Below are 11,595 nucleotides of genomic sequence, written 5' to 3'. Positions count from 1 at the left end.
CGTCTGTGCAGAGAGCAGCCAGCCCGCCATGCTTCAGTTCATCCTCCGGCGCACGGTAGGCGCCTTCGTCACGCTCTTCCTCATCGGAGCGGCGACCTTCTTCCTCTTCGTGGCCGCACCCTCCGACTACGCCTCCCTGGCCTGCGGCAAGGACTGCTCGCCCCAGCGGCTGGCGGACATCCGGGAGGCCCTGGGGCTCAACCTGCCCCTCGCCCAGCAGTTCTGGGACTTCATGTCCGGTGTCGTGACGGGCCGCGACTTCCCGGCCGGTCACTGTTCGGCACCCTGCCTGGGCGTGTCGTTCTACTCCGGGGACATGGTCTGGAGCACGATCATGGACCGGTTCCCGCTGACCCTCACCCTGACCGCGGGCGGCGCGATCGTCTTCCTCCTCGTCGGCGTCGGCGCCGGCATGATCGCCGCCTACCGGCGCGGGACACTGGTGGACAAGGTCGCCACCGGCACCTCCATGGTGCTCAGCTCCTTCCAGATCTACTTCCTCGGCCCGGTCGTGCTGACGGTCCTCGTCTACAGCACCGGCTGGATGGAGGACCCCCGGTACGTGCCCTTCACCCAGGACCCGGTCGGCTGGTTCACCGGCATGTCGATCCCGGTCTGCGTGATGGCGACGATCTTCACCGCGCAGTACACCCGTATGGCGCGCTCGTCGATGATCGAGCAGCTCGCCGAGGACCATGTGCGCACCGCCCGGGCCAAGGGCATGTCACGCGGGTACGTCTTCCTGCGCTACGCCTGGCGCGGCTCGCTCATCCCGATCGTCACCGTGCTCGGCATCGACGTCAGCTCCATGCTGGGCGGCGCCGTCGTCACCGAACTCACCTTCTCCCTCCAGGGGATCGGCCGGCTCGCCGTGGACGGCGCGGTCAACAAGGACCTGCCGCTGACGATGGGGGTCATGCTCTTCGGCGCCTTCTTCATCCTGCTCATCAACATCCTGACCGACATCACCTACGCGTGGATCGACCCGCGCATCCGGCTCTCCTAGGAAGACCAGCCATCGTGACCACAGTGACCAAGGCGGCGGGCGCACCGGCCCCGGCCGGGCCGGACGGATTCCTCTCGGTGCGCGATCTCCAGGTGACGTTCTCCACCGAGGACGGCCCGGTCAGGGCCGTCGACGGGCTCTCCTTCGACCTGCACCGCGGCCGGACGCTCGGCATCGTGGGCGAGTCCGGTTCGGGCAAGTCGGTCACCAACCTGACGATCCTCGGGCTGCACGACCCGCTGTTCACGACGGTCGACGGGGAGATCGTCTTCGACGGCAGGGAACTCGTCACCGCCACCGAGAAGGAACTGGAACGGCTGCGCGGCAACCGGGTGGCGATGATCTTCCAGGACCCGCTCACCGCGCTGTCGCCCTTCTACAGCATCGGCCGGCAGATCGCCGAGCCCTACCGGAAGCACACGGGCGCCTCGAAGAAGGCCGCCTGGGAGCGGGCCGTGGAGATGCTCGGCAAGGTCGGCATCCCCAACCCCGCCGAGCGCGCGCGGGACTACCCGCACCAGTTCTCCGGCGGTATGCGCCAGCGCGCGATGATCGCCATGGCGCTGGTGTGCACCCCGGACCTGCTGATCGCCGACGAACCGACCACCGCGCTGGACGTGACCGTGCAGGCCCAGATCCTGGACCTGCTCAAGGACCTCCAGCGGGAGTTCGGCACCGCGATCGTCTTCATCACCCACGACCTCGGTGTCATCGCCGACATGGCCGACGACATCATGGTCATGTACGCGGGCCGCGCGGTGGAGCGCGGCACGGTCGACGAGGTCCTCCGCTCGCCGCGGCACCCGTACACCTGGGGCCTGCTGAACTCCATGCCCCGGCTGGACTCCGACCTCGGCACCCCGCTCTCACCCATCCCCGGTACACCGCCGAGCATGCTCCATCCGCCGGCCGGCTGCCGCTTCCATCCCCGGTGCACCTTCCGGGACCGGGTCGGGGGCGACCGCTGCGTCACCGAGCGGCCCGCGCTGGCCGGGGGCCGTTCCTCGGCGTGCCACCTCGACGCCGAGCAGAAACGCACCATCTTCGCCGAAGAGATCAGGCCCGGTCTGGGCTAGGAGGACCACCGTCATGACAGAGGACCTCGTCCTCCCCGCCGCCCGCGAGGCCGGCGACACCACCCGCCCGGAGCCGCTGCTGAAGGTCTCCGGGCTGGTCAAGCACTTCCCGGTCAAGGGCGGCTTCCCGATCCGGCGGACCGTCGGCGCCGTCCAGGCCGTCGACGGCCTGGACTTCGAGGTCGGCGAGGCCGAGAGCTTCGGCCTGGTCGGCGAGTCGGGCTGCGGCAAGTCGACCACCGGCCGGCTGGTCACCCGGCTGCTGGAGCCGACAGGCGGCACGATCACCTACCGCGGCCGGGACATCAGCCACGCCTCCCGCCGGGATCTCGCTCCCATCCGCTCCGAGATCCAGATGATCTTCCAGGACCCGTACTCGTCGCTCAACCCGCGGCAGACGGTCGGCAAGATCATCTCCGGTCCGATGGAGATCAACGGCATCAGCCCGCCCGGGGGCCGGGAGAAGCGGGTGCGCGAGCTGCTGGAGACCGTCGGTCTGAACCCGGAGCACTACAACCGGTTCCCGCACGAGTTCTCCGGCGGCCAGCGCCAGCGCATCGGCGTGGCAAGGGCGTTGGCCCTGCAGCCGAAGCTGATCGTCGCGGACGAACCGGTGTCGGCCCTGGACGTCTCCATCCAGGCCCAGGTCGTCAACCTGCTCCAGAAGGTGCAGCGGGAACTGGGCATCGCGTTCGTCTTCATCGCCCACGACCTCGCGATCGTCCGGCACTTCTCCCAGCGCGTCGCCGTCATGTACCTCGGCAAGATCATCGAGGTGGGCGACCGCGACTCCATCTACACCCGGCCGCGCCACCCGTACACCCACGCCCTGCTCTCCGCCGTCCCCGAGGTGACCCTGACGGAGGGGGAGGCGACCGGACGGGAGCGCATCCGGCTCGCCGGCGACGTGCCGTCCCCGATCAACCCGCCCTCCGGCTGCCGCTTCCGCACCCGCTGCTGGAAGGCGGCCGAGAAGTGCGCGGCCGAGGAACCCCCGCTGATCAGGCTGTCCGGCAACCGGGACGGCCACCTCACGGCCTGCCACTTCCCGGAGGAGCCCACCATCGAGGCCCGCGACCAGGACATCGTCCTGGACCCGGCACTGGCGGCCCTGGAGAAAAAGCAACCGGACTGACCGGCCCAGGCCCCGGCCGCGTGGCGCGCCGGCCGGTCCGCCGCCTGACCGGCTGCGGGTGCCGGCGGCGGAGCCGTGTCCGCCGCCGAGCGCAGAAGAGGGCCCGTGCCTGGGCAGGCACGGGCCCTCGTCCCCTGGACCGGACGTTCAGGGCTCGGGTCAATGGGCCGGTGAAAGTCCGCTCCACCAGGGGGCGGCTGACGGAAAGGGGTGTGTCAGGCCGCCGCCTCGGGGTCTTTGGACAGGCGCGGAGCGGGGACGGTGTCCGCCGTCTCAGGGTAGTGGCACGCCGTGAGGTGGCCCGGCTTGTTGCCCTCCACCTGCACCAGCGGCGGCGCCTGAGTCGCGCACTTCTCGGTCGCCTTCCAGCAGCGGGTGCGGAAACGGCAGCCGGAGGGCGGGTTGATCGGCGACGGCACGTCACCGGTCAGCCGGATGCGCTCGCGCGGCACCTCGTCCACCGTGGCCTCGGGCACCGCGGAGAGCAGGGCCCGGGTGTAGGGGTGGCGCGGGTTGCCGTACAGGTCGTCCCGGTCGGCGATCTCCACGATCTTGCCGAGGTACATGACGGCGACGCGCTGCGAGAAGTGCCGGACGATCGCGAGGTCGTGGGCGATGAAGACGAACGCGATGCCCAGTTCCCGCTGCACCTTCTGGAGCAGGTTGACGACCTGGGCCTGGATGGAGACGTCCAGGGCCGACACCGGCTCGTCCGCGACGATCAGCTTCGGCTCCAGCGCGAGGGCACGGGCGACGCCGATGCGCTGGCGCTGGCCGCCGGAGAACTCGTGCGGGAACCGGTTGTAGTGCTCCGGGCTCAGGCCCACGATCTCCAGCAGCTCGCGCACCCGCTTCTCGTGGCCGCCGGGCGGGTTGATGCCGTTGATCTCCATCGGACCGGAGATGATCTTTCCGACTGTCTGCCGCGGGTTCAGCGAGGCGTACGGGTCCTGGAAGATCATCTGGATCTCGGAGCGGATCGGCGCGAGGTCCTTGCGGCCGGCATGCGTGATGTCCTGGCCACGGTAGGCGATCCTGCCGCCGGTGGGCTCCAGCAGGCGCGTGATCAGCCGGCCGGTGGTCGACTTGCCGCAGCCCGACTCGCCGACCAGGCCCAGGCTCTCGCCCTCGGCGACCTGGAAGTCCAGGCCGTCGACGGCCTGGACGGCGCCGACGGTCCGCCGGATCGGGAAGCCGCCCTTGATCGGGAAGTGCTTGGTGAGCCCGGAGACGTCCAGGAGGGGGGTGGTGCTGCTCATGGTGGTGAAGTCCCGTCTGAGGTCCGTCAGTGCGTGCGGGCCGCGGCGTAGTCGGAGAACAACTCGCGCTTCTGCTCCGGCGTCAGATGGCAGGCGGCGGCCCGCCCGTCGACGACCTCCAGCACGGGCCGCTCGGCGGAGCACCGCCCGCCGGCCACCTGGTCGGCGAACGCGCACCGGGGGTGGAAGCGGCAGCCGGTCGGCGGGTTGAGCAGGGAGGGCGGCGAGCCCGGGATCGGCGACAGCGGTACGTCGACCGGCCCGTCCAGGCTCGGCATGGACCCGAGCAGTCCCAGCGTGTACGGGTGCTGCGGGGCCTGGAGCACTTCCTTCTTCGTGCCGCGCTCCACGCACCGGCCGCCGTACATCACCAGGACGTCGTCCGCGATGTCCGCGATGACGCCCAGGTCGTGCGTGATGAAGATGATCGCGGTGCCGAACTCCTGCTGGAGGTCCTTCAGCAGGTCCATGATCTGCGCCTGGACCGTCACGTCGAGGGCCGTGGTCGGCTCGTCGGCGATCAGCAGCTCGGGGTCGCAGACCAGTGCCATGGCGATCATCGCGCGCTGGCGCATACCGCCGGAGAACTGGTGCGGATAGTCGTCCACCCGGACGTCGGGCTGCGGGATGCCGACCCGGCGCAGCATCTCGATCGCGCGGACCCGGGCCTCCTTCTTGGAGCAGCCGGTGTGCTTGCGGTAGGTCTCGCCGATCTGCGCGCCGATGCTGTGGTACGGCGACAGCGAGGCCAGCGCGTCCTGGAAGATCATGGACATCTTGTTGCCGCGGAGCCGCTCCAGCTCCTTCTCGGAGGCGGTGATCAGCTCCTGGCCGTCGAGCAGGATCTCGCCGTCGAGGGCGGTGTTGCGGCGGTCGTGCAGGCCCAGGATCGCCATGTTGGTGACGGACTTGCCCGAGCCGGACTCGCCGACGATGCCGAGGGTCCGGCCCTTCTCCAGGTCGAAGGAGAGTCCGTCGACGGCCTTGACGACGCCGTCCTCGGTGGAGAAGTGGACCTTGAGGTCGTGGACGGAGAGGAAGGGGGTGCTCATGGGTCTCTCCTTAGGCGAGGCGCACGCGCGGGTCGATCATGGCGTACACGGCGTCCACGATGATGTTGAAGACGACGATCGCGGCCGCGGCCACCAGGATGACACCCAGCAGCATCGGCAGGTCGTTGGTGCCGACCGCCTTCACCGAGAGCATGCCCAGGCCCTGGAGGCTGAAGGTCGACTCGGTGATGATCGCGCCGCCGAGCAGCACACCGAGGTCGAGGCCGAAGATGGTGATGATCGGGCCCATGGCGCCGCGCCAGGCGAACCGGAAGAACACCGTGCGGGCGGACAGGCCCTTGGCGCGGGCGGTGCGCACGTAGTCCTGGCTGAGCGACTCGACCATCTGGGAGCGCGTCATACGGGTGTAGTTGGCGGTGAAGATCAGCGACAGCACCAGCCAGGGCACCAGCAGCCCGGAGAACCACTTGGCCGGGTTGTCGGTGAACGGTGTGTAGCTGGCCCGGTCCAGCAGGTGCAACTGGTCGACCAGGAGGTAGGTGGCGAACACACCGACCACGTAGATCTGCATCGAGGACGCGATCAGCGAGGCCGAGCTGGCGATCTTGTCCAGCGCCTTGCCCTGCTTGACGGCGGCCAGCATGCCCGTGCCGACACCGAAGATCAGGAAGACCACGGCGGCGCCCAGCGACAGGGAGACCGTGGTGGGGAAACGGTCCAGGATGGTGTCCAGGACCGGCTCACGGCTCTGGAACGAGTAGCCCAGGCACGGCGCGTCGCAGTGTCCGAACGAGGTGTAGTCCCGCCCCACGAACAGGCCCTTGAGCCATTCCCAGTACTGCATGGGGAGCGGATCGGAGATCCCCAGGTTCTTCTTCACCAACTCCAGGGTCTCCGGGGTGCAGACCTTGCCGCAGGCGATGCGGGCCGGGTCGCGCGGAGCGGCGTAGAACAGGACGAACACCAGGGCGCTGATGATCAGCAGAATCACCGCGGCGCCGAGGATCCGGCGGACGAGGAAGCGGAACATGGCAGTTGGGATTTCCTGACGGATGCCGTAGGGGGGTGAGACGGCGGGGCGGCACCTGGGCCGCCCCGCCTAGGAGGCCGTACGTCAGGCCTTGACGAACGTCTTGTAGAGCAGGGTGGCGGAGAAGTTCGGGTCGAACTGCGCACCGCCGACCTTGTTGCCGTAGACGTAGAAGCGCCGGGTGAACGTCTCGGGGATGATCGGGGCGACTTCCTTCATGATCCGCTGGTCCAGCGCGACCCAGGCCTTGCCGGCCTCCGCCTGGTCGGCGATGACGGCGTTCTTCTTGATGCCCTCGTTGATCCAGGCGACGTCGGTCTGCGACACGTTGTTCTTGCCGTTGCCGATGGCGTCGCCGTCGTACAGCGGCTGGAGCATCGTGTAGGCGGTCGGCCAGTCCGGGGACCAGCCGCCCCACATGACGTCGTAGCTGTTGTCGACCTGCTGGATCTGGTCGTAGTACGACGTGGAGTCGATCGGCTTGATGACCGGGTTGAAGCCGGCCGCCTTGAGCGCGTTCTCGATGACGACCTTGGTCTTGTTGTAGGTCGGGTCGTTCGGGAAGGCGTAGACGACCTTCTGGCCCAGCTTGCCGGCCTCCTTCAGCAGCTTCTTGGCCGCCTCCGGGTCGCCCTGCGGCTTCTTCAGCTTGTCGTACACATCGGACTTCTGGTAGCCGATGATGTCGGGGCTGATGGTCGTCGTGGCGATGTCACCGGCGGACGGGCCGCCGTAGATCTGCCGGATCTGCTGGAGCGGCCAGGCGTGGATCAGGGCCTGACGGACCTTCAGGTCGGTGATCCGTTTGGTGTTGATCCAGTAGAAGTAGGTGCCGGTGATCAGGCCGTTGAAGGTGCGCTTCTTCAGGTCCGGGTCGCTGAGGACCTTCTGGATGCGCTCGGCCGGGACACCCTTGTAGATGGAGACCGCGTAGGCGTCGTTGCCCTGGGAGGCGATGAGGCGGTCGACCGAGTCCAGGGTCTCGACACCGAAGGTGAACTCGAAGCCGTCCGGGTAGGCGTTGCGGATCGAGTCGGTCTTCGGGTCCCAGTGCTTGTTCCGGATCAGCACCATCGACTTGTCGGTGGTGTGGGCCTTGATCTTGTACGGACCGGAAGCGACGGGCTTCTTGTCGTACTTCTCCTTGGTGTCCTGCTTCACCGGCACGGCGGCGTAGGAGTGCATGGCCAGGGTGAAGTTGAAGTCCGGCTTGGACTCGGCCAGCTTGAAGGTGATCGTCCGCTTCGCCTTGTCGGTGACGATCGAGTCCAGGTGCTTGCCGCCGTAGGGGCCCTCGTACACGTCACGCCACTTGCCGGCCTTGCCGGTCAGCGCCCGCTGGGCGTAGTCGGCGCCCTCGGTGATGAACGGCGCCCAGGCGCGCTCGAAGCCGTGGCGGACGTCCTCGACGGTCAGCTCGCTGCCGTCCTCCCACTTCAGACCCTCCTTCAGCGTGAAGGTCCAGGTCTTGTTGTCGTCCGAGGCGGTGCCGACGTCGGTGGCCAGGTCGCCGACCAGCTTCTGCTTGCCGGTGGCGTCGATCTTGTAGCCGGTCAGGCAGCGGTGCAGCAGCAGGGCGACCGTGGAGTTGTACGCGTAGTAGATGCGCTGCGGGTCGAGGTGCGAGAAGTCGTCCGGGGCCAGACCGCGGATCGTGCCGCCCGCCTTGGCGCCGGGGATCTCGGGGGCCGGGCCGGTGGAGTCGGCCTTGGTGCCGACGGTGACCTTGGCGCCGGTGTACTCCGTGGCGCCGGCGCTCGGGCTGTTGCCGCCGCTTCCTGCGTCACCGCTGCTGCACGCGGACAGCAGGGTCGAGCCCGCGGCCGCGACAGAGGTGGCTATCAGGAAGTTTCTGCGGGAAAAGGACATGGCTGGCCTGTTCTGGTGAAGGAACGAAGTGGTGCTGAAGCCCCGGCCGGGCCCCGTCGCCGTGGCCGGGGATGGAGCTCAGCGCTTGGTCTTGGGGTCCAGGGCGTCGCGGACCGAGTCGCCCAGCAGGTTGAAGGCGACGACGAAGATCACCATGGACAGGCCCGGGAAGAGCATGAAGGTGATGTCGTCCTGGTACACCTTGGCGCCGTTCTGGATCATCACGCCCCAGTCGGGGGTGGGATCCGACAGACCGACACCGACGAAGGCGAGGCCCGCTTCGGCCGTGACGTAGGCCGGGAGGAGGAGTGTCGCCTGGATGAGGATCGGCGTCCACAGGTTCGGCAGCAGTTCCTTGAAGATGATCCGCGCCGGGGACGCGCCGGTGACCTTGGCCGCCTCCACGAACTCCCGTTCGCGCAGGGCGAGGACCTCGCCGCGCAGCAGACGGGCCATGGAGGCCCAGCCGAAGGCGGTCATCACGACGATGAGGCTGGTGGTCGTCAGCCAGACCGGGGTGTTCTCGTCCGGCGGCACGAGGATCGCCATCACGACAGGCCAGAAAGCGATGAAGAAGAGGGTCTGCGGGAACGCCAGCAGGACGTCGATCACACGGCCGACGAAGTAGTCCGTCTTGCCGCCCAGGTAGCCGGCGGTGATGCCGATGACGACGCCCATCAGGGTCGTCAGCAGGGCGGCCACGGAGGCGATGAGCAGGGAGTTGCGGATGCCGTAGAGCAGGAAGGTGAAGACGTCCCGGCCGAGCTGGGGCTCGATGCCCAGCCAGAAGTCGGAGCTGATGCCGCCGTTGGGCTTGATCGGGTAGTTGAACTCGTTCAGCAGGCCCGGGATGTTCATGCCGTAGGTGGTGTACGGGTCCTTGCCGTACAGCTTGGCGATGAGCGGCGCCAGGATGCCGATCACGAAGAAGAAGATCACCACGAAGGCGGAAATGACGCCCGTCCGGTCCCGCTTGAAGCGGGTCCAGGCCAGCCGTCCCGGAGAGCGGCTCTGGGAGCCCTTGGGGGTGTCGGGCTTCGCCGGTGCGGCGCTTTCTTCGTCGGTCACCTCGAGAGGGGCGGCCGGGGAAGGGGTTGCGGGGGTCATGATGCTCCGTGCCTTGTGGGTCAAGGCTCCGCAGGGCGCTCCCCTACGGGCTACGCCGGACTTTTTCAACGCAATTCATTCAAGGTCAATAAATTCTCGGGCGCCTTGGTTTTGTCTTTACCTTCTTTACTCTTTCTTGATCATTCCGTAGCTACGCGGGTAGCGCGCCGTAACCAATCCGTGCTTCACATCGGACTATTGGGGCCAATCGGGCAAGAAGTTCGATATGCGGACGGTGGAGTGTCGAAATGCGTACATCGCCGCGCCGCAATCCAACGTTTCAGCATCGTTACGTGTCGATCTATTGCGTCCGACGCGCAAGATCATCTTGGTGGCGGACGGCGGTGCCTGCATTCGGATGACGTGTCCCGCTAAAAGCCGTCGAAAGGGGCGGTGCGGGAAAACTGAGCGCGGTATGTGTCGATAGACCGTGCCCGGTCCAGGGCTCAGGGAGGAGGCATGCCATGCGGGGCAGCACACGGGTCCGCCGGGCCGTCCGCGCCGCGTCGGCGGCAGCGGTGGCGCTCGCCGCCGCGGGCTGCGCGGGCGTCGGCGCGGGCGGCAACGGAGGCGCCGTGCTCAGCTCCTCCTGGGCCGACCCGCAGAACCCGCTGGAGCCGGCCAACACCAACGAGGTGCAGGGCGGCAAGGTGCTCGACATGATCTTCCGGGGCCTGAAGAGATACGACCCGAGGACCGGCGAGGCCCGGGACTGGCTGGCGCGGTCCATCGAGACGAGGGACTCGCGGAACTTCACCGTCCGGCTCAAGGACGGCTGGACCTTCTCCAACGGCGAGAAGGTGACCGCCCACTCCTTCGTGGACGCCTGGAACTACGGGGCGAGCCTGGGCCACAACCAGAAGAACGCCTACTTCTTCGCCTACATCGACGGCTACGACAAGGTCCACCCCGCCACCGGCCGGCAGACCGCCGGCACCCTGGCGGGCCTGAAGGTGCTGGACGACCACACCTTCACCGTCCGGCTCAACCAGAAGTTCTCCGGCTTCCCCGACACCCTCGGCTACGCCGCCTTCGCCCCGCTGCCCCGCGCCTTCTTCACCGACCACGCCGCCTGGCTCGGCAAGCCGGTCGGCAACGGGCCGTACGTCATCGAGTCCTATACGAAGGGCTCGCAGATGTACCTGCGCCGGCGCGCCGACTACCCGGGACCGGACAAGGCGCGCAACGACGGCGTGACGCTGCTCGTCTACACCGACGGCAACACCGCCTACACCGACCTCCTGGCCGGCAACCTCGACCTCGTCGACGACATCCCCGCCGCCCAGTTGAAGAACGTCCGGTCCGACCTGGGCGACCGCTACCTCAACACGCCCGCGGGCATCATCCAGACCCTCGCCTTCCCCTACCACGACAAGGCGTGGAGGACGCCCGGCGCCGCGAAGGTCCGCACCGGCCTGTCCATGGCGATCAACCGCGCGCAGATCACCGGCACCATCTTCCGCGGCACCCGGACCCCGGCCACCGACTGGACCTCCCCGGTGCTCGGCCGGGCCGGCGGCTACGCGCCCGGACTGTGCGGCCGGGCCTGCCGCTACGACCCCGCCGGCGCCAGAAAGCTGGTCAAGGAGGGCGGCGGCATCCCGGGCGGCCGGCTCACCCTCACCTACAACGCGGACTCCGGCTCGCACCGGCAGTGGGTCGACGCGGTCTGCAACTCCATCAACAACGCGCTCGGCGACGACCGGGCCTGCGCCGGCAACCCGGTCGGCACCTTCGCCGACTTTCGCAACCAGATCGGCCGGCACACCATGCCCGGTCCCTTCCGGGCGGGCTGGCAGATGGACTACCCGCTGATCCAGAACTTCCTCCAGCCGCTCTACTACACGGGCGCGTCCTCCAACGACGGCCAGTGGTCCGACCCGCGCTTCGACCGGCTCGTGGACCGGGCCAACGCCGAGACGGACCCGGCCCGGGCCGTCGTCCTCTTCCAGCGCGCCGAGGAGGTCGTCCGGGACGCCATGGCCGCCATCCCGCTCTGGTACCAGAACGGCAGCGCCGGCTACTCCGAGCGGCTCTCCGACGTGGCGCTCAACCCCTTCAGCGTCCCCGTCTACAACGAGATCAAGGTCGGCTGAGCCG

Annotated in this window: 9 protein-coding genes; 4 read left to right on the top strand and 5 right to left on the bottom strand. The window is 68.3% G+C overall.

Annotation, left to right across the window (positions count from 1 at the left end):
• Positions 1-28: 28 nt before the first annotated feature.
• Genes ACZ4SV_RS01960 through ACZ4SV_RS01950 form a run of 3 tightly spaced genes read left to right on the top strand, consistent with a single transcriptional unit; the run spans position 29 to position 3,217 of the window.
• Entirely contained in the window at positions 29-1,006 is a 978-nt protein-coding gene (locus tag ACZ4SV_RS01960; RefSeq protein ID WP_365875652.1) for an ABC transporter permease, read from the top strand.
• 14 nt (positions 1,007-1,020) lie between these two features.
• Positions 1,021-2,082 carry an ABC transporter ATP-binding protein gene (locus ACZ4SV_RS01955; protein WP_468000693.1) on the top strand — a complete coding sequence of 354 codons (1,062 nt, stop codon included), beginning with the start codon at positions 1,021-1,023 and terminating at the stop codon, positions 2,080-2,082.
• Positions 2,083-2,095: 13 nt separating this feature from the next.
• Positions 2,096-3,217, top strand: a complete 1,122-nt coding sequence (locus ACZ4SV_RS01950) for an ABC transporter ATP-binding protein (RefSeq protein ID WP_468000691.1) — start codon at positions 2,096-2,098, stop codon at positions 3,215-3,217.
• Positions 3,218-3,432: 215 nt separating this feature from the next.
• Here ACZ4SV_RS01950 and ACZ4SV_RS01945 read toward each other — a convergent pair whose 3' ends face one another.
• The 5 genes from ACZ4SV_RS01945 to ACZ4SV_RS01925 form a co-directional block, all read right to left on the bottom strand.
• Positions 3,433-4,476: an ABC transporter ATP-binding protein gene (locus ACZ4SV_RS01945; RefSeq protein ID WP_468000689.1), complete on the bottom strand. Its 1,044-nt coding sequence runs from the start codon at positions 4,474-4,476 to the stop codon at positions 3,433-3,435.
• Positions 4,477-4,502: 26 nt separating this feature from the next.
• A complete protein-coding gene (locus ACZ4SV_RS01940) occupies positions 4,503-5,528 on the bottom strand; it encodes an ABC transporter ATP-binding protein (RefSeq protein ID WP_397971064.1) in 1,026 nt (341 codons plus the stop codon).
• Positions 5,529-5,538: 10 nt separating this feature from the next.
• Positions 5,539-6,519, bottom strand: a complete 981-nt coding sequence (locus ACZ4SV_RS01935) for an ABC transporter permease (protein WP_468000687.1) — start codon at positions 6,517-6,519, stop codon at positions 5,539-5,541.
• 84 nt (positions 6,520-6,603) lie between these two features.
• Complete coding sequence (locus tag ACZ4SV_RS01930) at positions 6,604-8,388, bottom strand: ABC transporter substrate-binding protein (protein ID WP_397971069.1); 1,785 nt, start codon at positions 8,386-8,388, stop codon at positions 6,604-6,606.
• A gap of 78 nt (positions 8,389-8,466) precedes the next feature.
• Entirely contained in the window at positions 8,467-9,495 is a 1,029-nt protein-coding gene (locus tag ACZ4SV_RS01925; protein WP_397971072.1) for an ABC transporter permease, read from the bottom strand.
• Between the two features lie 464 nt (positions 9,496-9,959).
• Here ACZ4SV_RS01925 and ACZ4SV_RS01920 point away from each other — a divergent pair, with 464 nt between their 5' ends.
• Positions 9,960-11,591, top strand: coding sequence for a peptide ABC transporter substrate-binding protein (locus tag ACZ4SV_RS01920; RefSeq protein ID WP_468000684.1), 1,632 nt, complete (start codon positions 9,960-9,962; stop codon positions 11,589-11,591).
• Positions 11,592-11,595: the final 4 nt, after the last annotated feature.

The organism is Streptomyces sp. NPDC027672 (assembly GCF_055566335.1).
The sequence above is the reverse complement of the archived record's forward strand: the minus strand, read 5'-3'. Positions and strand labels throughout refer to the sequence as shown.

What these genes read in the sequence shown, in the direction of transcription:
- ACZ4SV_RS01960 (WP_365875652.1), top strand. Translation starts at nt 29, where the DNA reads ATGCTTCAGTTCATCCTCCGGCGCACGGTAGGCGCCTTCGTCACGCTC.
- ACZ4SV_RS01950 (WP_468000691.1), top strand. Translation starts at nt 2,096, where the DNA reads ATGACAGAGGACCTCGTCCTCCCCGCCGCCCGCGAGGCCGGCGACACC.
- ACZ4SV_RS01945 (WP_468000689.1), bottom strand. Translation starts at nt 4,476, where the DNA reads ATGAGCAGCACCACCCCCCTCCTGGACGTCTCCGGGCTCACCAAGCAC.
- ACZ4SV_RS01940 (WP_397971064.1), bottom strand. Translation starts at nt 5,528, where the DNA reads ATGAGCACCCCCTTCCTCTCCGTCCACGACCTCAAGGTCCACTTCTCC.
- ACZ4SV_RS01935 (WP_468000687.1), bottom strand. Translation starts at nt 6,519, where the DNA reads ATGTTCCGCTTCCTCGTCCGCCGGATCCTCGGCGCCGCGGTGATTCTG.
- ACZ4SV_RS01930 (WP_397971069.1), bottom strand. Translation starts at nt 8,388, where the DNA reads ATGTCCTTTTCCCGCAGAAACTTCCTGATAGCCACCTCTGTCGCGGCC.
- ACZ4SV_RS01925 (WP_397971072.1), bottom strand. Translation starts at nt 9,495, where the DNA reads ATGACCCCCGCAACCCCTTCCCCGGCCGCCCCTCTCGAGGTGACCGAC.
- ACZ4SV_RS01920 (WP_468000684.1), top strand. Translation starts at nt 9,960, where the DNA reads ATGCGGGGCAGCACACGGGTCCGCCGGGCCGTCCGCGCCGCGTCGGCG.